Annotated in this window: 18 protein-coding genes; 14 read left to right on the top strand and 4 right to left on the bottom strand. The window is 38.5% G+C overall.

Annotation, left to right across the window (positions count from 1 at the left end; genetic code table 11):
* Nucleotides 1–259 precede the first annotated feature (259 nt).
* On the top strand, nucleotides 260–985 hold the full coding sequence (locus HT99x_RS12955) for a sugar phosphate nucleotidyltransferase (RefSeq protein WP_158003359.1): 726 nt from the start codon (nucleotides 260–262) through the stop codon (nucleotides 983–985).
* A gap of 358 nt (nucleotides 986–1,343) precedes the next feature.
* Here HT99x_RS12955 and HT99x_RS12960 read toward each other — a convergent pair whose 3' ends face one another.
* Nucleotides 1,344–1,778, bottom strand: a complete 435-nt coding sequence (locus tag HT99x_RS12960; RefSeq protein ID WP_075065503.1) for a ferritin-like domain-containing protein — start codon at nucleotides 1,776–1,778, stop codon at nucleotides 1,344–1,346.
* Nucleotides 1,779–1,940: 162 nt separating this feature from the next.
* Between HT99x_RS12960 and HT99x_RS12965 the strand changes: the two genes are divergently transcribed.
* From HT99x_RS12965 to HT99x_RS12985, 5 genes are all read left to right on the top strand, one after another.
* Nucleotides 1,941–2,537, top strand: coding sequence for a LemA family protein (locus HT99x_RS12965; RefSeq protein WP_075065502.1), 597 nt, complete (start codon nucleotides 1,941–1,943; stop codon nucleotides 2,535–2,537).
* A 9-nt stretch (nucleotides 2,538–2,546) separates the two neighbouring features.
* Nucleotides 2,547–4,538 (top strand): M48 family metalloprotease, encoded by a 1,992-nt coding sequence (locus HT99x_RS12970; RefSeq protein ID WP_075065501.1) that lies wholly within the window; start codon nucleotides 2,547–2,549, stop codon nucleotides 4,536–4,538.
* A 116-nt stretch (nucleotides 4,539–4,654) separates the two neighbouring features.
* Entirely contained in the window at nucleotides 4,655–5,650 is a 996-nt protein-coding gene (locus HT99x_RS12975; RefSeq protein WP_158003358.1) for a DUF2157 domain-containing protein, read from the top strand.
* Entirely contained in the window at nucleotides 5,647–6,747 is a 1,101-nt protein-coding gene (locus HT99x_RS12980; protein WP_083482805.1) for a DUF4401 domain-containing protein, read from the top strand. The genes HT99x_RS12975 and HT99x_RS12980 overlap by 4 nt, the downstream gene beginning before the upstream one ends.
* Nucleotides 6,744–7,244 carry a GDYXXLXY domain-containing protein gene (locus HT99x_RS12985; RefSeq protein ID WP_075065498.1) on the top strand — a complete coding sequence of 167 codons (501 nt, stop codon included), beginning with the start codon at nucleotides 6,744–6,746 and terminating at the stop codon, nucleotides 7,242–7,244. The genes HT99x_RS12980 and HT99x_RS12985 overlap by 4 nt, the downstream gene beginning before the upstream one ends.
* On the opposite strand, the gene HT99x_RS12990 is transcribed toward HT99x_RS12985, so the two are convergent.
* The gene (locus HT99x_RS12990) at nucleotides 7,231–8,187 is read right to left on the bottom strand and encodes an aspartyl protease family protein (RefSeq protein WP_075065497.1); all 957 of its coding nucleotides are present in this window, start codon (nucleotides 8,185–8,187) and stop codon (nucleotides 7,231–7,233) included. The genes HT99x_RS12985 and HT99x_RS12990 overlap by 14 nt on opposite strands.
* A 161-nt stretch (nucleotides 8,188–8,348) precedes the next feature.
* Here HT99x_RS12990 and HT99x_RS12995 point away from each other — a divergent pair, with 161 nt between their 5' ends.
* Nucleotides 8,349–8,966 (top strand): TPM domain-containing protein, encoded by a 618-nt coding sequence (locus tag HT99x_RS12995; RefSeq protein WP_075065496.1) that lies wholly within the window; start codon nucleotides 8,349–8,351, stop codon nucleotides 8,964–8,966.
* A 49-nt stretch (nucleotides 8,967–9,015) separates the two neighbouring features.
* On the opposite strand, the gene HT99x_RS13000 is transcribed toward HT99x_RS12995, so the two are convergent.
* Nucleotides 9,016–10,140 (bottom strand): GNAT family N-acetyltransferase, encoded by a 1,125-nt coding sequence (locus tag HT99x_RS13000; protein ID WP_083482804.1) that lies wholly within the window; start codon nucleotides 10,138–10,140, stop codon nucleotides 9,016–9,018.
* A gap of 326 nt (nucleotides 10,141–10,466) precedes the next feature.
* On the opposite strand from HT99x_RS13000, the gene HT99x_RS15990 reads away from it, so the two are divergent.
* Genes HT99x_RS15990 through HT99x_RS13020 form a run of 5 tightly spaced genes read left to right on the top strand, consistent with a single transcriptional unit; the run spans nucleotide 10,467 to nucleotide 16,844 of the window.
* Nucleotides 10,467–10,559: a potassium-transporting ATPase subunit F gene (locus HT99x_RS15990; RefSeq protein ID WP_102134630.1), complete on the top strand. Its 93-nt coding sequence runs from the start codon at nucleotides 10,467–10,469 to the stop codon at nucleotides 10,557–10,559.
* Nucleotides 10,556–12,289 (top strand): potassium-transporting ATPase subunit KdpA, encoded by a 1,734-nt coding sequence (gene kdpA / locus HT99x_RS13005; protein WP_075065495.1) that lies wholly within the window; start codon nucleotides 10,556–10,558, stop codon nucleotides 12,287–12,289. The genes HT99x_RS15990 and kdpA overlap by 4 nt, the downstream gene beginning before the upstream one ends.
* Complete coding sequence (kdpB, locus tag HT99x_RS13010; protein WP_075065494.1) at nucleotides 12,289–14,313, top strand: potassium-transporting ATPase subunit KdpB; 2,025 nt, start codon at nucleotides 12,289–12,291, stop codon at nucleotides 14,311–14,313. Before kdpA ends, kdpB begins: the two co-directional genes overlap by 1 nt.
* Nucleotides 14,314–14,320: 7 nt before the next feature.
* The gene (kdpC, locus tag HT99x_RS13015; RefSeq protein WP_075065493.1) at nucleotides 14,321–14,902 is read left to right on the top strand and encodes a potassium-transporting ATPase subunit KdpC; all 582 of its coding nucleotides are present in this window, start codon (nucleotides 14,321–14,323) and stop codon (nucleotides 14,900–14,902) included.
* Entirely contained in the window at nucleotides 14,883–16,844 is a 1,962-nt protein-coding gene (locus HT99x_RS13020; RefSeq protein ID WP_075065492.1) for a DUF4118 domain-containing protein, read from the top strand. Before kdpC ends, HT99x_RS13020 begins: the two co-directional genes overlap by 20 nt.
* 54 nt (nucleotides 16,845–16,898) lie before the next feature.
* Here the strand turns inward: HT99x_RS13020 and HT99x_RS13025 are convergent, their stop codons facing one another.
* Complete coding sequence (locus HT99x_RS13025) at nucleotides 16,899–18,131, bottom strand: cation:dicarboxylate symporter family transporter (protein WP_075065491.1); 1,233 nt, start codon at nucleotides 18,129–18,131, stop codon at nucleotides 16,899–16,901.
* A gap of 434 nt (nucleotides 18,132–18,565) precedes the next feature.
* Between HT99x_RS13025 and HT99x_RS13030 the strand changes: the two genes are divergently transcribed.
* Both HT99x_RS13030 and HT99x_RS13035 read left to right on the top strand, forming a co-directional pair.
* Nucleotides 18,566–19,744 (top strand): cation:dicarboxylate symporter family transporter, encoded by a 1,179-nt coding sequence (locus HT99x_RS13030; protein ID WP_075065490.1) that lies wholly within the window; start codon nucleotides 18,566–18,568, stop codon nucleotides 19,742–19,744.
* A 163-nt stretch (nucleotides 19,745–19,907) separates the two neighbouring features.
* On the top strand, nucleotides 19,908–21,650 hold the full coding sequence (locus HT99x_RS13035) for an ATP-binding cassette domain-containing protein (RefSeq protein ID WP_200957093.1): 1,743 nt from the start codon (nucleotides 19,908–19,910) through the stop codon (nucleotides 21,648–21,650).
* Nucleotides 21,651–21,656: the final 6 nt, after the last annotated feature.

Here is a 21,656-nt window from a genome sequence, read left to right on the forward strand (position 1 = left end):
CGCAGATTTTACCCGGTTCATTCGTAAAAACAACTTAAAACCCATTGCCATCATCGTTGGTTAACAAATAAATCCTATCTAGATAACATTACTTAGAAACCAAACAACTTTAAAGTTTTTTTCAAATAACGAAATAAGCTAAAAGTTGTTATGCTTACTGCAAATCAATTAATTTGTTAAAAGCCTTGCAACAATCAGCAAATATGGGTATTTTCTCTGTGTTTTTATTCTGCAGTAAAGCATGGAAGAAGTCATTTGCATGGTCGCAATCATTCTCGTTGGTGGAAAACACCTTCTTAACCCTTTAATTCCGGTTGCCAAAGAACCTTTCTTGTATTGGCTAACCATATGGCTCAAATCTCAAGGGTTCACCCATATTGTCTATTCTGCGGGTGCTCAATATGCCGACAAAATTGCCGCCTTTGCACAGCAATTGGCAAGTGTGGATCCTTCGCTTTGCATCGATGTGGTGATTGAATCTCGGCCATTAGGCACAGGTGGCGCTGCTGCGCTTTGTGCACAACGATTTCCTTCTCCTTATACCCTGATTGTCAATGGCGATTCTATTTTATTGTCGAATATTCGTCCTGCATTACAAATGCTAAAACAACAACCACAGCTCGATGGCATCATTTTTGGTACCCCTTTAATCAATGCAGGGCGCTTTGGTACCTTAGAAGTAGACGAGCAACAACGTTTGGTCGCATTCCGAGAGAAACAACCAGGTAAGGGTTCTATTAATGCAGGTGTCTATTTACTGCGCAAAGAATTACTAGCCGATATGAGTACCGATAAAGAAAGTAGTTTAGAATACGATTGCTTTCCAATGTGGCTTGCACAAGGCAAATCTATTGCCGTTGTTGATAATCATGCACCTTTTATTGATATTGGCACACCTGAAACTTTGCGCAAAGCACATGAGCTGGTTATAGAATATCAGCCTGTTATTTCAGGGCAAGAGAAAATACAAGCGGCCTCATTGTAAATTTATTGGGTGAGTTTCGTCATTACTGTCAAAGTTCTGAATGAATTAAGATAAAAATCCCCCACTCGCAACAATGCTTTTCGCTTACGCTCTATGAGCGTAGGCGAAAAGCTGCATGCTGCGAGTCGCCCCCTTTTATTCAAAGGGGGCTATTTAGGACGCTATTGATTGTAAGCCCCCTTTGAATAAAAGGGGGCAGCTCGCTTGAAAAGCGAGCGGGGGATTTTTATCTTAACTCATAGAACAAAGTCGATGGTGGCTTGAGCAGTAAACAATATCAAAGTTACAATCATTATTACCACTAGTTACAATCACTATTACCACTAGTAACAATAATGATTGCCACATTAAAGCTTTCCTACACCACATAAGCCCGCAACATCCAAAGTGTCTTTTCATGAACCCTTAATCGCCCAATCAATAAATCTTGGGTCACATCATCTTGTTCATCCTGGGCTTGGCGCAATATTAGGTTCACGTGTTTACAAATGATTTCATGACTTTCAATCAGATCTTTGATCATTGAAATATCATCGATTCGGGTTTTTGCCTCGGAAATGGTTTTTAATTTTGAGAACTCTTCTAAACTGCCAGGCGTTACATCTCCTAGGGCACGAATTCGTTCTGCAATTTCATCCACCGCATTGGCTAATTCTTTATATTGCTCTTCGAATAAGTTATGCAAACTGTGAAAATGTGGCCCTATCACATTCCAATGATAATTTTGTGTTTTTAAATAAAGAGTATAAGTATTTGCTAAAAATACTTTCAGCCCACTGGTTGCACCACCCATAAAACCCTCTCATTTTTGTAACATTCTGTTGATAAAAGCAGCATTTAATACTTAACTGTTACAACACCTTTATATATGAGTTTAAGCTATGATTGAATGCAAAGAATATAGCTGTCGTTATGTGTATATACCACTCGTACTTGAATATTAAGGGGCTTTATAATGACCACGCTTTTGATCATACTCGGCGTCGTAGTATTATTTGGCTTGTATGCCGTTGGCATCTACAACCGCTTAATTGAACTAAAAAACCGTTTTGTTAATGCTTTTGCTCAAATCGATGTACAATTGCAACGTCGCTATGATCTCATCCCGAATTTAATTGAAACCGCCAAAGGATATATGCAATACGAGCAAAAAACCCTCACCATGATTATTGAAGCTCGTAACCAAGCCAAAACAGCGGCAACCAGTGTTGCAGCAAGCCCAGGCAATGCAACGGCAATGGAACAATTAAATGCAGCAGAAACAGGCCTTACCGCACAAATGGGAAAATTCTTTGCTTTAGCTGAAAATTATCCTGATTTAAAAGCGAATCAAACGATGCAACAATTGATGGAAGAGCTTTCTTCAACCGAAAACAAAATCAGTTTTGCAAGACAAGCCTTTAACGATGCGGTGATGGTTTATAATACTTACCGTCAACAATTTCCAAATAATATCGTTTCAGGTATGTTCCATTATGAACCTGCCAAACATTTTGAAATTACCAATCAAGAAGCCAAGGAACCTGTAAAAGTTTCATTTACTCAATCATAAAGGGTAACAATGAATTTTTTTGAACTCCAAGATAAAGCAAGGAAGCATACCTCAAAGTTGGTATTCTATTTTATTCTGGCGATTATATTAATTATTCTCGCTATTGATTGTTTGATACTCGGATTAATCCTTTTTAGTACTTACCCTGATTCTTCCAACACCATTCATTTTACACTTAATGGTACTGATGCAACCTTAGTTCAGCAAGGAAAAATTGATTTTCAAGTATTGACCGTTATAGGGATTGGTATCGCTGCTGCGATTAGCCCCGTGATTTTATTGATTATTGGCATCGGCACCTTGATACGAATGATTCAAACACGTGGTGGCGGCATCAGCATTGCACAAATGGTTAAGGCACGACCGATTGACAGTAATGTTGAAGATTTTAAAGAAAAAAGATTTGTTAACATTGTTGAAGAAATGTCGATTGCTTCAGGTGTACCAGTACCTTTATTGTTTGTGATGGATAATGAACCCGCGATTAATGCCTTTGTGGCCGGCAAACATCCTGAAGACATGGTCATGGTTGTCACCAAAGGAGCACTAGATACCTTAAATCGAGATGAATTACAGGGTGTCGTTGGTCATGAATTTAGTCATATCTTTAACGGCGATATGCGCATCAGTTTACGATTAATAGGTCTTTTAGGTGGTATTTTTGCCATAGGACAGCTGGGCGGATTTATTTTACGCTCACTCATGTATTCATCTAATTCTCGTTCATCAAATTCATCATCGGATAATAAAGGCAATGGCACATTAGTTATCATCATTTTGGGTGTGGGTTTGTTTATTATTGGTTATGTGGGGTTATTTTTTGGACGATTAATCAAAGCTGCTATTTCAAGGCAACGAGAATCACTTGCTGATGCTTGTGGGGTACAATACACCCGCAATCCCCAAGGTTTAATTAATGCTCTCAAAGCAATACAAACCCAAGGCTCTAAATTACAATCAAGCCATGCGGAAGATGTCAACCATATGTGCTTTGGCCCCTCGTTAAGCATGTGGTTCAGTAGTTTATTGGCCTCGCATCCTCCTCTTGAAGATAGGATCAAGGCATTAGGAGGGGATGATATTTATTCACAAACGCCTGAAAAAGCCCAAACGCCACCACAAACCACTCGTAAATCTCAACCCGGATTTGGCTCTGCTTCTGCCTTTACCAATGCTGTTTTACCTATGCTGGTTGCCGCAACCGATGCGAAAGCGATAGAAAATAGTATTGGAAACCCCCAACAAATCCATATTGATTATGCCAAGCAGATCCTTGCTGATATCCCTGATGAGATTCAGAACGTGTGCCATAGCAGCCAAGAAGTAGAATTGATTTTTTACGCAATTATGCTTCCTTCTGATCAAAACAAAGATTATTTGCAGAACCTCTTAAAAACGTATCTTGATGACAATACCATTGCTCATGTATTGCAATACCATCAACAACTGAATGCTTTATCCAATTTAGTCACATTGCCGATTATTGATATTGCCCTACCCAGCTTTAAGCAAAAAAATAACGATGAAAAAACAAAGGTCATTAGCACATTAGAAGCGCTTGCTGCAGTCAATTCTAACCTTTTGACGTTTAGCATAATTGCAATGATTAAAAAATCAGCCACTTCGACCTCAGCACGCGTCAAACCTGTCAACATTTCAACTTTATTACCCGAGGTTGCTCAATTAATTAGCTTCATTCTGTTTTGTGGTAAAAATGATGCGCAAACATCAAGCATGATTTATCAACAATTAATGAGCCAATTTACCAAGAAAGTAATCCCGGAGCCAGTGGTCGATACGATTGATATTAATGCGTTTCAAGCACTACTGATAAAATTAAATACACTCGATCCTTTGAGCAAACAGAAACTACTTCATGCCTGTTTTATTGCTATCGAAGTGGATCAACGCATTTTAATTGAAGAGGCTCAAGCCCTGCGTACGATTGCTGCTTGCTTGAATTGCCCTGTTCCTCCTATTCTTCCAACGATGGCAGACTAATTCTGTTTATCATTCTCCTGACACTATCACTGTATGTATATTCCCTAAAGAATTTGTGAGATTTTCCGAAAAACAAGGTGATAGTCCCATTTTTAATGATGAAAATAAGCGCCATCATGAGTCATAATCACGAGAGCATCACCTTGCTTGAAGAAAAAGCAAATCCTGGAATCGTAGAGTCTCTCTACGAGCACGGCTTGCTATCACAACAAGGAAGAGAAGCCGGATTATCATTGCTTAATCCCCACTTACGTTGGGGATATTGGATTTCAACTATTTTGTTGATCTTAGGTTGGATATTTGTTCTTGCAGGCATTGTTTATTTCTTTGCCTTTAACTGGGAGAAAATGTCAACCTATTATAAATTTAGTACCATTCAAGTTTCATTACTGGTTTGCTTGGCTGGTGCTTGGGCTTATGCTATCGATAATCTACGGGGTCAATTATTTTTAACAGGCGGATGCATTCTCGTCGGAGTTTTTTTAGCGGTTTTTGGGCAAATCTACCAAACAGGGGCCGATAGTTACCTGTTGTTTTTCGCTTGGGCATTGATTATTTTTCCTTTGGTCTTGATTAGTCAATTCACACCACTTTGGGCTATTTGGTTACTACTTGCCAATATCACGGTGATTTTATTTTGGGAACAAGGATTAACAATACAAGCCGCCGACCAATATTATCTTTATGTTCTATTACTTCTTGTTAATGGCTTCGCATTATTGTTAAGAGAATGGCTCTATAATCGTAAGATCGATTGGTTACAAGGTCGATGGCACCGAATTTTACTGACTTTCGCTATCATCGTCATCAGCTTTATTCCCATTAGTATTTACGTTATGCGTAACGAGTTTATAGCTGGTTCGAGTTTATATAGCGCACTATTGGGATTGATGATGCAAATAGCATTTTTATATTACTATCGCTATCATTTTAGAGATCCATGGGTATTTGCGATGACGCTTATTAGCTTTAGTCTTATTTTTTGTGAAATCGTTTTTAAAATACTAAACAAACTTATTACGAATACCACGCTTAATAATTTACTCATGACATTAGCCATATTAGGCATTTTTTCAGTTAGTGCCTATATTTTGCGACGACGGGTGTCATGATGAAAGATTTAAATGTTCAATTATTGCTGGATTGGTTAGAAAATCATCACTACTTGCCCAAAAGAAATGAAGCTGATGCTTATATTCTGTGCCAAGAGAATCATGATCCTGTGCCCCTTTACATTCATATATTATTAGGAATAGGTGCCTTTGTTGGTTTCTGGTCAGCGGTTGGTTTACTGTATGCATCAGGCCTTATTAATTGGGATAATCCCATATCCTTAATCACATTTGGCGTACTTTCCATTATAATATCGATTCTTATTAATCATCTTTTAAAAAATGCTGAGGATCTACTTCACAGTTTCAGCCAACAGCTGACCTGTATTTTGATGTTAATGGGTAAAATCCTTTTTGCCATTGGTCTTACCCATGAATTGCATAATCAATTACCTCATATTGGTATTTCATGGCTGGCAACATTGAGTATTGCGCTCGTTGCGATACCGACTTATTATTTATTTCCGATTGCATTTGATCGCTTTATCTCTTCTTTGGCATTCATTTTTGCATGCATGCTGACCTCCCTTATTGAGTTTCATCATAATATATTCTTTTATCTTGTCTATATTGCGTTATTGGCTTTGGTCGGTTGGTTAATCAACGCCAAAAATAAAAAGTATTCCTTAGAAGCATTAACCTACTCAGGATTAACCTCTTTAGGGATCTATGCTCTGCTACTTTGTTCATCTGCTATGCCTTATGTGCTTTCTCAAACTACAAAATGGCATATCCCTATTATCGTTTTTAATTTAACATTGGCGATAGCCATTGTCCTGCAGTGTTCACTCCTTAAACTGCCCCCCCCTAGAAACACGCTTTCATTTGCGGCAGGCTGCCTGAGCTTGTTAATTCTAGGAATGATAACAACCAATGGCATTCTTTATGCAATGGGTTTAATGTTACTTGGATATGAAAAACATCGACGTAATCTTATTATCTTTGGCATACTCTTTTTAGGGTTCTTTCTTATCGACTTTTATTATAACTTATCACTGAGTCTTGCTCATAAAGCCGCCATTTTGGCAGGTAGCGGCGCTATCTTATTATTAACTCGCATGGTTTTATTGCACGAACATTGGGATAAAGAACCATGATTAGAGATGCAACATTGTTTATTGTCACTATTTTGATCTTCGTCATATTTAATGTCATGATCTATCAAAAACAACAGATCTTGAAATCAGGCGATTCTATCTATTTCGCCATAGAACCTGCTGATCCACGTTCTTTAATGCAGGGTGACTATATGACTTTTAGATATGTGCTAGAAGAAGATCTCAAAAAAAATGATTCTCGACCCCAAAGTAACCAAGGTTATATTGTCATCGTGCCAGATGAAAATAAAATTGGTCAATTTGCTCGATTTTACAGTGGTGAAAAACTTGGACCTCATGAAAAGCTATTGCAATATCGGTATCACCCCAGTCGCTTTTCACCTTACCTTATCAAGCCTCATACTTTTTTCTTTCAGGAAAAACGTCAACCTGATTTACAAGAGGCAAAGTTCGCTGTGTTTCACTATCAAGGCAATAAAAATTATCTCTTAACCGGACTTGCTAATAAAGATAAGAACATCATTAGTGGAAAATAACGCGACGATTTTTTTGATCAATGCTAATCGCTTGATCTTTTAAAAATCGTGTTCCAATCAGTCCCCAACGTTGTTTTACTTCACAATCACCAATAGCATATCTCACTTTTGGGTTCTCAATTTCTTTACCGCCAATCATAAATACGCCATCTAATTCCGACAAAAATCCTGCACTTGCTTGACTAAACACATCATAAGTCATAATGCTATCCTCTTGCTTGCGGTCTTTATATTTAAAGCAGACTGGCATTTTAACATATCCGCTATAGCCACTATCTACTAAAAAATCATATTCTGAGATCCCCTCTTTACGCTTCACCTTCGTTTTTACTACAGGCAGATAATATTGATTATTGACTTCTAATTCACCTACTTCCTTATCGGATAAGGCATCATGGTGACTAATCACTAATTTGTTTTCAGGAAGATCCAGCTTCAATATAACATCATGAAATAAATTGGTACCAATCACACCTTCGATCTCAAGCCCCTGCAACAACTGAAAATCATCACTGGCTGTATCACTTGCAATAAAAGGAACATGCTTTAAGGTTGCCTCACCCAGTGCTAATTCTTCAATAAGATATAATGCCGTATGGATAGTGGCTTGTTTATGGGAGGTTTCAAATTTTCTATCACGACTTTCAAGTGGAGATAATTTTAATTTTTTAACTAATTCATAAGAAATGATACTGGCATCCGCTCCTGTATCTATTAAGAATCGAAATGGACCCTGTCCATTTAATTTCACTTCAGCATAAACAAAACCAAATGTTTCTTTGAGTGTTACCTCGATGCTAGCCTTATTATTAAAATCAATTTCCCAAGGTACTTGGCGATTAAAGGGCGGAACAACTCTAGCGGTTTTAACATCTTGAGCAAAGCTACTAATCGCAATAAGCCCTAATCCTGCCAATAGTAATAATGATTTAAATCCTTTCATTCACTCTTTCCATCTCAATATATCGACTCTCAATTGCCTAAGCGCTCGATGATTTGAGTATAGCAGACTGTTTATAATATCAGCTTTAAGACAGATCGTTAGACGATAGACTCATCGTTATCTATTCTATTAATAACTTATCTCTTATTAGGTATCCATTTATGCTGAAATTAACACAACATCAAACAATTTTGACTAAAATGCTGAGTTGTCTTGTTGTCATAGTGGGACTTTTTATATCCCCTTCCATCATATGGGCACAACAGGCGAACTATGTTCACGATGAAGCCAATGTTGTCAGCGCACCAATGAAAGAGAAATTAGAAAAATTGCTGACAGAACTCGATGAGAAACGTAATTTACGAATCGAAGAAGTCATTTTACCTAGCTTAAATAATCAAGACCCTAGTAAAGTGGTTGGCGAACTCGCGCAAAAAATAGATGCGCATGAAACCAAAGCAGAATACCGTGCACTTATTTTGTATGTTACTGATAGTGGCTATATTCAAATTTATCCTAATCAAAAATTGTCTGCTATTTTAGATGAAAAATCGCTAGCCAACATTGTGCAAACAGCAACAAAACAATTGCAAGAAAAGAATTATGATGAAATGGCTCGTGTCGGTGTAGCCGGTGTTTTTCATTATTTCCAAAAGAACCCTGAAACGCAAGTGAAGAATGACGCAGAAGGCCGCTCTAAAACTATGATTAACTTATTGTTGATTATTGTTGCCTTAGTCGTTGTGGTAGGTCTTATCAAATTTGGTCGAAAGCAATAGCATTTTAAACCTGTCTCAGAAATAACCCTTTTGAGGCAGGTTTTAGTATTTAAAACTGTTTTAACATACAAGTAATGGAAGGTTTCTCTAAGGTCTTCATCACACGAAATCCGCACTTCTCATAAGTGCGAATAGCCGCAAAATTAGCACTGTCGGGATCAACAAAACAAGCAGCAAAATTTGGCTTAATATGCATTTGCATAAATTCGGCAATCGCAACAGCCGCTATATTTTTATTAAGATATTGCACCTCACCAATATACATATCTAGCGCAGCAACACTATCTTTGGTTTTAACAAGCTCATAACCATCACGTGGAAAATCATTAACATCATAAAATTGAATATAACCAATGGGTTTTTTCGCACATTCAATCACAAAAGCATGAATCGGTTTAGTGGTGTTATCGATTGTTTTGTAACCTTGAACATAGGTTTCATATTTTTGTTGTATGGCTGCTTGAGTCCAGTGACTATCATGAGGCCACCATTGTCTAACATGTTCTGCATTAAGCCAACGAAATAAATCATCAAAATGCTCAACGGTAAGCGGAGTAAACGTTATATGTTTATATAAATATTGGTAAAAAGCTTGAGGTGTCTTATGATTTTCAACAAATTGAACAACGACAGATGCTAATTGTTCTGGCTGAGTAGCGGTTGTATCAACTTCTAAATCATAACTTAATTCTTGATAATAAACTTGATTGTAAAGCGCCCTTGCCATTCCTTTAAATCTGTCTTCACGGTCACTTTCTCGTCGTTCACATTCCAGTAATTCACAAGCGACTTTGACAATATAAACACGATTAGCAAAACAAAGTGCATCAGCATAGCGCGCAAATATTTTCTCATCCCATAACACTTCATCAATTATGAGATCGTACCCTTTTTGAATTAATACCGCTAATGCATCTATCATATCCCAATGAAGCTGTATTGCATTAGGACCATCAACAATATGTGTTAATGGATTGCCGTTGTCATCTAGTGAGAATTCATGAAAAAACCAATCTCGTGGTTCATTTTCAAATGCAACAAATTTTTCATCAATCCAATAATTGACGAGATGATCAATGGAATAATACAAAAATGGGCGTGCCGATTGCCGCATGATTTTTCTAGCGAGTGTTGACTTGCCTGCTGAAGAGGTGCCATTTAAAAATATAATCATACGCTAACCGTCTGAGTTCAATTACATTAGTATATACCGCTCGTACTTGAAAATGCGAGATTCCAAATTTCTAGCGAGCGGTATAATCTTGTTTGAATGAGACGCGCAGAGTAACTGTGCGCTTGCAATCAGGGGGAAAATCGCGATTCTCCCCCTGATAACCCCCATCGCGTAGGGTCGCACTTCAATTCATGCTTCGCATTTTGAAGTGCATTGGCTATATACCACTCGTCCTTAAAGAGGCGAGATTTCAAAATTCTTATATATTAAATAGAGGGAGTAGTCTGCGCAAAAATAGTGAGCTAACATACAAATCTGGTGAGTTAATGGGTGCAATTTATTTAATCTCAGGTGTAACAGGCTTTTTATTAATTATTTACTTATTGATAGCTTTGCTTAAGCCGGAGCTCTTCTCGTGATAACGCTCTCTAGCATCAATGGTTTTATACAGCTTTTCTTACTGCTAGGTTGCGTCGCACTGTTACTCAAGCCTTTGGGTGGTTATATTGTACGGGTTTACAGCAATCAGCCTATTATGCTCGGTCGCTTGTTTAATCCCATTGAAGAAACACTTTACCGTATTGCGAAAATAAACCCCAATTCGGAGATGACATGGCAACAATATGCCATCGCCTTGCTAAGTGCTAGCTTCGCAGGATTTGTTCTCTTATTTCTCATTTTAAAATACCAAAGTTACTTCCCTTTAAACCCTGGGCAATTTGACGATCTGAGCAATGATTTAGCATTTAACATTGCATCAAGCTTTATCACGAACACAAATTGGCAATCTTATGCTGGAGAAACCACACTCAGCCATTTTAGCCAAATGTTTGGCTTAACCGTGCAAAACTTCTTATCCGCCAGTATGGGGATGGCTGTCGCCGTTGCGTTAATTCGTGGCATCATTCGTAAAAATTACAATCTCATTGGTAATTTTTGGGTAGATTGGTTACGCGGCATACTGTATATCTTATTACCCTTATCACTTGTTTTGGCACTCATTTTAGGTTCCCAAGGCGTTATTCAAAATTTTAATTCCAATGTCACCGCCATTAATCTTGAAGCAGTGACGCAATCCATTCCAGGTGGTCCTGTTGCCTCACAAGTTGCCATAAAACAATTAGGAAGCAATGGTGGTGGCTTTTTCAACGCTAATTCTGCTCACCCCTTTGAAAATCCGAATGCTCTCACTAATTTTCTTGAATGTTTAAGTATTTTGTTAATACCTGCTACCTTTTGCTATGCCTTTGGCATGATGGTGGACAATAGGCGGCATGGACTTGCCTTGTTATTAACCATGACCCTCATTTTTATACCACTCTACTTTTTTGCACTGCAGCAGGAGCAACAAGAAAATATGCTCTTGAGCGTACTACCGATTGATCAGCGCGCAAGTCAAACACAATCTGGCGGCAATATGGAAGGCAAAGAAACCCGATTCGGTATTGTTAATTCTGTCTTGTGGGCCAGCGCAACCACAGCAACATCCAATGGCTCGGTGAACTCCATGCATGACTCTTATACGCCATTGGGTGGGCTAGTACCGTTGTTATTCATGATGCTGGGAGAAATTATTTATGGGGGAGTCGGCACAGGATTATACTCGATTATCCTCTTTGTCATCCTCACTGTTTTTATTGCAGGACTCATGGTTGGACGCACACCGGAGTATCTTGGTAAAAAAATACAAGCCTTTGAAATCAAAATGTCGTCAATGTGCATCATCATTCCCGTGATAACTATACTTTTTGGTAGCACAATCACCATCATGTCTTCACAAGGCATACAAAGTATGCACAATGTAGGCGCTCAAGGTTTCAGTGAGATCATTTATGCATTTGTATCAGCTTCTGCCAATAATGGCAGCGCATTTGCTGGACTTGAAGCTAACACGCCATTTTACAACATCCTACTTGGCATTTGCATGTTGCTCAATCGCTTCGGCGTTATTGTGCTCGTTCTAGCCATCAGTGGTTCGCTCGCCGCCAAAAATATAACACCAACGACGGTAGGTACCTTATCAACACATTCACCCTTATTTATCCTATTCCTCGCAGGAATCATTTTATTTATTGGACTGTTAACCTACATTCCAACACTCACATTAGCGCCTATTTCTGAATTCTTTCATATGATGAGTATGCAATAATGCTAAAACTATTACAGCAAGCATTCTTGAGATTGTCTCCACGATATCAGTTAAAAAATCCTGTCATGTTTGTGACCTATATTGCCAGTGTATTAACCACACTCATTGCAATTTATGAATATACTCACCCACCTAAAGGTCCTGTTCATTTCTCAATTCACATCGCTTTATGGTTATGGTTTACGGTATTGTTTGCCAATTTTTCGGAATCTGTTGCAGAAAAACGCGGTAAAGCACAAGCAGAAAACTTAAGGAAATCACGCAGGGATATTCTTGCAAAATTACTCGTTAATCAAAATAGCAAGGAGTATCTGCTTCGCTCATCAACCGAATTACATGCTGGAGATATCGTCCTGATTGAAGCAGGCGATATCGTTCCAGGAGATGGCCAAGTGTTAAAAGGCGTTGCCTCTATTGATGAAAGTGCTATCACGGGTGAAAGTGCTCCTGTTATTCGTGAAGCAGGTGGAGATAGAGATGCTGTCACAGCAGGCACTATTGTTTTATCTGATTGGTTAATTGTACGCGTCACTTCAAATCCCGGCGAAACTTTCTTGGACAGAATGATTGCGATGGTAGAAGGTGCTAAAAGAAAGAAAACACCAAACGAAATTGCACTGAGCATCTTACTTGCGGGCATGACCTTAGTCTTTTTAATTGTCGCAATGACCTTGCTCCCTTTCTCCATTTTTAGTGCGATGAATTTACACCAGGGTGAATTCATTAGTTTAACGGTCTTAATAGCACTGCTTATATGCCTCATTCCAACAACCATTGGTGGCCTTTTATCCGCCATTGGTATTGCAGGGATGGATAGACTCATTCAGAGTAATGTTATTGCGCAATCTGGTCGTGCCGTTGAAGCAGCCGGCGATGTCACCGTTTTATTACTCGATAAAACAGGGACAATTACCTTAGGTAATCGACAAGCTGCTGCCTTTTATCCTGCTAAAGGGGTTAGTATCACCGCATTAGCAGAAGCGGCTGAATTATCATCCATTTCAGATAACACCCCAGAAGGAAAAAGTATAGTAGCGCTTGCTCGTGAAAAATATCAAATTGGACCTACGGATATTGTGGCTTTAGCTGCAACGTTTATACCGTTCACTGCCCAAACACGGATGAGTGGCATTCAACTTGAAAATCGCCAAATTCTAAAAGGCGCAACAGATGCAATTAGTAAACATGTTGCAAAACAGAATGTGGTTATCGATGATACTATCGTCAGTAAAATAGAAGAAATTGCCAAATTAGGCAGCACTCCCCTACTGGTTTGTGACAACGATAAAATCATGGGTGTCATTCAATTAAAAGATATTATAAAAACAGGTATAAAAGAACGCCTGGCTGAATTACGATCAATGGGTATTAAAAGTATTATGATGACCGGTGATAACCCACTCACCGCAGCAACCATTGCAACGGAAGCCGGCGTTGATGATTTTATTGCAGAAGCCGATCCTGAAGAAAAATTAAGATTGATTCGTAGCTATCAAGAAAGTGGACAATTGGTTGCCATGATGGGTGATGGCACTAACGATGCGCCAGCTCTGGCCCAAACTGATGTTGCGGTTGCCATGAATAGCGGCACACAAGCTGCGAAAGAAGCAGCAAACATGATCGATTTAGATTCTGATCCTACTAAACTGATTGAAATTGTTAAAATTGGCAAACAATTGTTGATGACCCGAGGCGCTCTAACAACTTTTAGTATTGCCAACGATGTTGCAAAATATTTTGCAATACTGCCCGCAGCATTTAGCACGCTGGTTCCAGGGCTTGGCATATTAAATATTATGAAGTTAACAACACCCCATAGTGCCATTCTTTCTGCTGTCATCTTTAATGCTTTAATTATTATTTTATTGATTCCGCTTGCCCTGAAAGGGGTCAGTTATCATGCGATGAATGCAAATAAATTGCTTAGAAATAATCTCTTTAAATTTGGTCTCGGTGGCGTTATTGCCCCCTTTATTGGGATCAAAATTATTGATCTTATTATTAGCCGATTAATGATTTTGTGAGACAGCAATGGAAAAGACAACTTTTCGACAAACAATTTGGTCAAGCATCGTTTTCTTATTCTTTTTCTCCGTCTTGCTTGGATTAGCTTATCCCGGGTTCATTACACTTATTTTACAGATGACTTTTCATGATAAGGCGAATGGCAGTCTTATTATCCTTGATAATCAAATACAAGGTTCATGGCTAATTGGTCAATCATTTACACAAGAACAGCATTTTTGGGGACGCCCTAGTGTTTTAGAAAAACCTTCTAATTTTAACCCAACCAATCCAAAGCAACATGATTTGATTAAAGAACGTGTTAATAAGCTCATTGCAAGCTCTGCCAATAGCTCGAGTATGATCCCGATTGATCTGGTTACTGCCTCTGCCAGTGGGCTTGATCCTGACATTAGTGTAGCCAGTGCTTTATATCAAATACCGCGTATTGCAAAAGCACGAAACTTAGATGAAAAAATCATTCAAGAGATCGTCTTAGAGAACGCGAGCACATTAGGATTGCTGTCTCCTCCTCATGTCAATGTTTTAAAATTAAATACCGCGCTTGATAAGGTAAATCGAAAGCATCATGGAAACTCAAAGACCTGATCCTGAATTGCTATTGCGTCAACATAAAGACGACAAAAAGAGACGAGGGGTGCTTAAAATATTTTTTGGCGCTTGCGCTGGTGCGGGTAAGACTTATGCGATGCTATTAAACGCTCAGGAAAAAATAAAAGAACATAAAACGGTTATTGCAGGTATCATTGAAACTCACGGTCGCAGCGAAACGACTAAATTGCAAGAGGGTATTCCTCATTTACCCTTAAAAGAAATTCAATATCAAGGGATCACATTAAAAGAATTTGATATTGATGCCGCCATTGCTAAAAATCCCGATGTTCTTTTAATTGATGAACTCGCACATACCAATGCTGTTAGCTCAAGACACCCCAAACGTTGGCAAGATGTCTTAGAAGTGTTAAATCATGGCATTGATGTTTATACCACACTGAATGTGCAACATCTTGAAAGCTTAAATGATATCGTCGCTAATTTAACGGGAATTCACGTTAAAGAAACTGTCCCTGATTCTATTTTTGATAGTGCTGATGAAATTATCTTAGTTGATATTCCATCTGAAGTCATCTTGAAACGACTCGAAGAAGGCAAAGTGTATTTGGGTGAATTTGCCAAGCAACGTGCAGCACATAATTTCTTTAAAATTGAGAATTTAATTGCATTGCGTGAAATAGCACTGAGACGCACTGCCGAGCGTGTCGATGCATTACGTGATATATATCAAAAATATCAAAATAGTAAACGCCAGCTAATTGCCGATAAAATTCTAGTGTGGATTAATCCCAAATCTATCTCAACCAAAATGATTAGAATGGCAAAGCAACAAGCTTCTCGATTAAAATGTCCATGGACTGTGCTTTATGTTGAAAGTACTGATTACTATAAATTACAAGATGAAGAAAAGGCTTATGTTGAAAAAACCATACGCTTAGCTGAACAGTTGGGAGCTACGTCATTAACGATTCAGGAACCTAATGTAGCCCAAGCAGTGCTAAACTATGCAAGAGAAAATAATTTTACGAGAATTATGCTCAGCAAAGCGAAAATGTCTAAATTAAAAACAAAACTTTTTGGCAACATTGTTTATGACATTATTGATAAAAGCGAAGATATTGATATTTATGTTATCAATGAAGATACTGAACGCAAAAAATCGACAGGAATGACTATCGCTTATGCACCATGGCATCAATACATTAGTGCTTTATTGATTATTATTGGTTGTACTCTATTTGGGATGCCTGTTAAAGAATGGCTCAATCCTGAAAATGTAGTGATGATCTATCTGTCGGGTGTTGTTTTCGTTGCGGCAACTTGCGATCGTTCTATCGCTATGATTGCAACCATACTCAGTGTCATTTTATATAAATTCTTCTACACTCAACCTTATTATACCCTGGATACTTACCACCCAAGAGATATCGTTACCTTAGCAGTCTTATTATTGACCGCGCTTGTCATTAGTACTTTAACTTCTCAGTTACGAGCGCAAAATTTACTCGCACGCAAACGTGAAAAATTTACAGCCGATCTTTATGCGCTCAGTCATAAATTAGTCCAAGCAACAGGTAAAGCAAAAATTGCGAAAGTCGTTTCTCATCATATTGGCGAAGCTTTTGAAAGCGCCGTCACAGTTTGGCTTCCTGATCATTTTGGACATTTGCAACTGACTTCTCATCCCAGTATTAAACCTGATCTCAAAGAACAAAGTGCCGCACAATGGGCTTTTGGTCATAACGAACAAGCAGGAATGTGCACCAATACCATGCCAAGTGCTAGAGGATTCTACCTTCCTTTGGTCAGTGGCAATACGGCTATTGGGGTAATCGGCATTATGCCACAAAATCCTAAAAAGACTTTTTCAAGTGATGAAGTCATGATGCTAGAAGCACTGGCAATCCAAACCGCCTCTGCATTAGAAAGAATGAATCAAGCCGAGCTATCGCGACCGAAAATTAAAACGTGGTAACACCTGTCTGCTTTAAAGCTTCGCCAGGTGTTACCTCTATTCTCGTATAATGGTTTATTCTGCCAACTCTTCAACAATAGTATTAGACGATGGCTCTGAAACAAGTACTTCTTTACTCTTCTGATTAACCGCTAATGTCACACAAGAGTCTGACCATATATTGATGGCGCTTTCCAACATATCGAGCAATGCATAGAAAGGTAAAATGATCCCCATCAAGGTTAAGGGTAAATTCATTGTGCTAAGCAATGCACTCGCAATAAAGAAGCATCCCATGGGCACACCTGCATTACCAATAGCAGCAATCGTTGCAATAAAGATCCAGGTGATTTTTTCACTCATTGAAATCTGCATGCCATGGCTTTGTGCAACAAACAGTACCGTAATTAATATAAAGGCAGCGCAAGCGTTCATATTAATACTGGTGCAAAGTGGAAAACTAAATCTGGCGACTTTTGAATCTACCCCTAAATTTCTCTCTGCACAGTCAATTGCTGTTGGCATAGCGGCGCTGGAAGATTTTGAGAAAAAGGCAAAGGATAACGCCGGCAACATTTTCATAAATGCTTGACGAGCAGAAATACCATGCCACCACAAAAACAACGGCAAGATGATAAAGGCTTGAATTAGATTAGCTGATAATATCGCGCCCAGATACCAGCCTAACTGTGCAATGGATAATCCTTTGGTTAGCTCTAACACGAAAGAAGTCATAAAACCCCAAACCGCAACGGGCATAAAGCTAACAATCCAACGCGTGATCTGCATCATAATTAAGAACAAGCTTTGTAATAATTGATGTATCGGTAAGCGTTGTTCTTTAGGAAGTTTGGTGATCCCAAAGCCTAATAATAAAGAAAGCAATAAAATGCTGACGACGTTACCTTCTAAGAAAGGCTCCAATAAATTGCTTGGAATGACCTTAATAAGCTCTTTAAGATAATCGACTTGATTGACCGTTTGGGCTACCACTTCATTGCTAAGATGAAAAACAGGTTGCATAAAGGTATACATCAAGAGCGCAATGGTTGCTGCAATCGTTGTGGTTAAAACGGTATAGGTAACGATACGTTTACCCATGGTAGAGAGGGAATTCTCTCCCACTGATGAGATTGTCGCTAATAATGACAAACTAATCATCGGTAAACTGATTAATTTCAATAAGCGAACGAATATTTCGGAAACCAGATCAGCGCACTTGAGGATCCACGGTTGTTGCCAAAGCCCAGCAAGAATAGCCAAAAAGATCGCTAATAAGATGTGCCAATAGCCACGTCGATTTAACATTTTAAGTTTCTCATTTCAATGTGGAAAATAGGTTTAAATATAGATAAGCATTAATAATAGTTATTCGTCAACCGAAGGTCGACAACAGGAGGGCAGCATCTGATAGAGAAACTTGAACATACACTTAAGTGCCTTATGGTTAGTTATGAAAGTAAAACACAAACTAATTCAGTGGTCAAGGTAATCTATATTATAGTTAAGCTACTTGATTAATGGTAGTTTTCACGGCTTTAAGTGAATTGACAAAACTGAGTTAATCTTCTATAACTTTCAAATAGATTTTCACATTTGCTTATATAGATCTCGCTTTATTTTATGAAACAAGCTTTTTGCTTAGCCCATCACTTCACCACGACAACGGCGCGTCTGCGCCAATAATCCCCTATTAATACAATTTATTTTATTTTTTATCACTCACTGATTGAGGTGTCGTCATGTTTCATAAAATGCCACTTTATTTGTTGGCTGTTATTTTAGGGGTCGTCTTATTGCAACCCTATTTATCCAACGAAGTGCAGGCAGCCCTATATGGGGTTAGCTTATCTATCAAAAATTTGCTGCTCTTTATCTTGCCAGCAGTCATTTTTAGCCTTCTCTTTAAAACAGCGGTTGACTTAGCACATCAAGCGACCAAATTAATTTTACTGATTCTTGCTGCGGTGTGTTGCTCTAATTTCTTATCCACCTTTATTAGTCATTATGTTGGTACTTCGCTTTATCTTTTTGATCTGAAGCTTGTATTACCCAGCACTATTAATGAACTCACTCCTTTATGGCAACTGCAATTTCCAAGCTGGATTGCCAATGACAAGGCGATGTTTGGTGGTTTAATTGGCGGTGTCGCATTTTCTTTACTGATGCCTAAAGTGGCGAAACCCCTTGCACTGTTTCTTTCTGAATGGGTTAATAAATTGCTTCATTACTTCACTTATATTATCCCCTTCTTTGTTGCAGGATTTGTTGTCAAATTAAGTTATGAGGGATTGGTGAAATCAATTTTTCAGCAATATGCTATTATTTTAGCAATCATTGTTATTGCGCAATTTAGCTATATTACCTTCATTTATTTGCTGGCTAACAATCTTAAAATAAAGCAGTGTCTGCAAGCATTAAAGAACATGTTGCCAGCAACCATTGCCGGCTTTAGCACCATGTCGAGCGCTTCAGCGATGCCTTTAACTATTTTGGGCACTCAAAAAAATGCACACAATGCTGATTTTGCGCGCTCGATTATACCAACCACCGTTAATGTTCATTTAATTGGTGATTGCTTTGCCATCCCCATCTTAGCTTATGCCATCTTAAAAAGTTACGGTGCACCCGAACCTTTGTTAATACAATATCTTATTTTTTCAGGATATTTTGTATTAGCCAAATTCTCGGTTGCCGCAGTCCCGGGTGGTGGTATCTTTGTGATGTTACCTATATTGGAGAGTTATCTTGGATTTAACTCGCCCATGCTTTCATTGATTACTGCATTGTATCTGTTATTTGATCCATTTATCACTGCTGCTAATGTCCTTGGTAATGGTGGGTTTGCGATATTCCTGGATAAATATGCTCTTCGTTCGGAAAAGACTTTTTTCGCCAAGAAGCTACAACAACGTTGTTGAACTACTTCCATGTTATTTGCCGCGGCTTGTTATCCGCGGCATCCCATGAATAAGCCCACAAACAAAACTCGAAAATCACTACACTTGCTTATATGTGGCAGTCTATCACCCCAATTTATTGCATATGCAAGATATAACCAATATCTCCGTTGGTAGCTTCATTATGAAAGTGGTACGGCCATTTAAATGGCTGATCAGCGGACAAATTTTTGTAGCAATTGTTTGGGCAATTGATATTAGCCTACGGCCTTACCTCATCAAAGTGATATTGAATACTATTGCTGACTCTCCCCATGAAAAAGTCGTAGAAAATTTATGGGTACCCGCTGGATTTTATTTATTTGTATCAATAACCGTCGTTATTGTCTTTCGTTATTATGACTGGGTGGCACTTAAGCTATTTCCAGGTATTAAAAAAATGATATGTATGATCTTAATGGACAGAATGATGGACCATTCTCATCAAACTTATCAAAACCAATTTGCTGGCGGACTTAGTAATAAAATCAGTGATGTGATGAATGGGGTTTCTAATATTGTCAGACTCTTTATTGATAAATTTTTTAGTCAAACACTCGCACTTTTTATTGCTGTTTATACCGTTTGGACGGTCGACATAAAATTTGCTTTTGCATTATTAATCTGGGTTATCTTATTTCTTGCATTGTCATTAGGGACTGCACCTCATACCCGCCACCTGTCAGATAAGGCAGCTACCGCCAGAACAACCTTAATGGGACACATTGTTGATATCTTTTCTAACATGATGAGCATTCGGCTCTTTAGCACCAAAAATTCAGAACATGGATATTTAGAAAATATGATGGACAATTATGTTAGCGCCGAACAAAAGCGTGACCGGTTTTTTATGAATGTCCACGCGCTACAAGGTGTTTCTTTTGTTGTTTTTCAAGCCCTTTGTCTGTGGTGGCTTATTATGGGAGTCAAAATGCAAACGACCACGGCAGGCGATTTTGCTTTAATTCTTTCTATTAATATTGCCATGGTGGATTGCCTGTGGATAATTTCGCAAGATGTTAAAGAATTTGCAGAGCATCTTGGGAACGTGACACAAGGTTTACGAATCGTCACTGCACCCATTGAAATCCCAGACAAACCCAATGCCAAAAATATTGCATTAAGTAAAGGAAAAATTGTTTTTGATAATGTTCGCTTTCAATATAATGGCATGGAGCCATTATTTAAAAACAAATCGATTACCATTAATGCCGGACAAAAAGTAGGACTTGTTGGTTTCTCAGGTAGCGGTAAAACCACTTTTGTCAATCTGATACTTCGCTTGTTTGATGTGACTGGCGGCTCCATCATGATCGATGGGCAAGATATTCGAGATCTTACGCAAAAAAGCTTACGTAAAGCAATTGCCATGATTCCTCAAGAACCTACCTTATTTAATCGAACCTTATTAGAAAATATCCGTTATGGGAAACTAAATGCAACAGAAAAAGAAGTCATGACTGCCGCCCAAAAAGCGCATGCACATGATTTTATACGTTTGATCCCAGAAAAATATCAAGTGATGGTCGGGGAAAGAGGGGTTAAATTATCAGGTGGCCAACGCCAACGTATTGCTATCGCTAGAGCCATTCTTAAAAATTCGCCAATTCTGATTCTGGATGAAGCAACTAGTCAATTAGACTCTATGACAGAAACGCTCATCCAGGAAAGCCTATGGTATCTCATGGAAAATAAAACGTGCTTAGTGATTGCTCATCGATTGTCGACGCTCTTACATATGGATAGAATCATTGTTTTTGAACGAGGCAAGATAGTTCAAGATGGTACGCATGATGAGCTTATGAACCAACCAGGACTTTATAAATCCCTATGGGAAGCACAAATTGGTGGCTTCCTCCCTGCCGATGAAGATGAAGAATCTGAATAACCATTC

The sequence above is a fragment of the Candidatus Berkiella aquae genome (genome assembly GCF_001431295.2).
In the GTDB taxonomy this organism is placed as follows: Bacteria; Pseudomonadota; Gammaproteobacteria; order Berkiellales; family Berkiellaceae; genus Berkiella; species Berkiella aquae.

Bases quoted from the DNA above. Each gene is read 5' to 3' on its own strand.
- HT99x_RS12955 (WP_158003359.1), top strand. From the start codon at position 260: ATGGTCGCAATCATTCTCGTTGGTGGAAAACACCTTCTTAACCCTTTA.
- HT99x_RS12960 (WP_075065503.1), bottom strand. From the start codon at position 1,778: ATGGGTGGTGCAACCAGTGGGCTGAAAGTATTTTTAGCAAATACTTAT.
- HT99x_RS12965 (WP_075065502.1), top strand. From the start codon at position 1,941: ATGACCACGCTTTTGATCATACTCGGCGTCGTAGTATTATTTGGCTTG.
- HT99x_RS12970 (WP_075065501.1), top strand. From the start codon at position 2,547: ATGAATTTTTTTGAACTCCAAGATAAAGCAAGGAAGCATACCTCAAAG.
- HT99x_RS12975 (WP_158003358.1), top strand. From the start codon at position 4,655: ATGAGTCATAATCACGAGAGCATCACCTTGCTTGAAGAAAAAGCAAAT.
- HT99x_RS12980 (WP_083482805.1), top strand. From the start codon at position 5,647: ATGATGAAAGATTTAAATGTTCAATTATTGCTGGATTGGTTAGAAAAT.
- HT99x_RS12985 (WP_075065498.1), top strand. From the start codon at position 6,744: ATGATTAGAGATGCAACATTGTTTATTGTCACTATTTTGATCTTCGTC.
- HT99x_RS12990 (WP_075065497.1), bottom strand. From the start codon at position 8,187: ATGAAAGGATTTAAATCATTATTACTATTGGCAGGATTAGGGCTTATT.
- HT99x_RS12995 (WP_075065496.1), top strand. From the start codon at position 8,349: ATGCTGAAATTAACACAACATCAAACAATTTTGACTAAAATGCTGAGT.
- HT99x_RS13000 (WP_083482804.1), bottom strand. From the start codon at position 10,140: ATGATTATATTTTTAAATGGCACCTCTTCAGCAGGCAAGTCAACACTC.
- HT99x_RS15990 (WP_102134630.1), top strand. From the start codon at position 10,467: ATGGGTGCAATTTATTTAATCTCAGGTGTAACAGGCTTTTTATTAATT.
- kdpB (WP_075065494.1), top strand. From the start codon at position 12,289: ATGCTAAAACTATTACAGCAAGCATTCTTGAGATTGTCTCCACGATAT.
- kdpC (WP_075065493.1), top strand. From the start codon at position 14,321: ATGGAAAAGACAACTTTTCGACAAACAATTTGGTCAAGCATCGTTTTC.
- HT99x_RS13020 (WP_075065492.1), top strand. From the start codon at position 14,883: ATGGAAACTCAAAGACCTGATCCTGAATTGCTATTGCGTCAACATAAA.
- HT99x_RS13025 (WP_075065491.1), bottom strand. From the start codon at position 18,131: ATGTTAAATCGACGTGGCTATTGGCACATCTTATTAGCGATCTTTTTG.
- HT99x_RS13030 (WP_075065490.1), top strand. From the start codon at position 18,566: ATGTTTCATAAAATGCCACTTTATTTGTTGGCTGTTATTTTAGGGGTC.
- HT99x_RS13035 (WP_200957093.1), top strand. From the start codon at position 19,908: ATGAAAGTGGTACGGCCATTTAAATGGCTGATCAGCGGACAAATTTTT.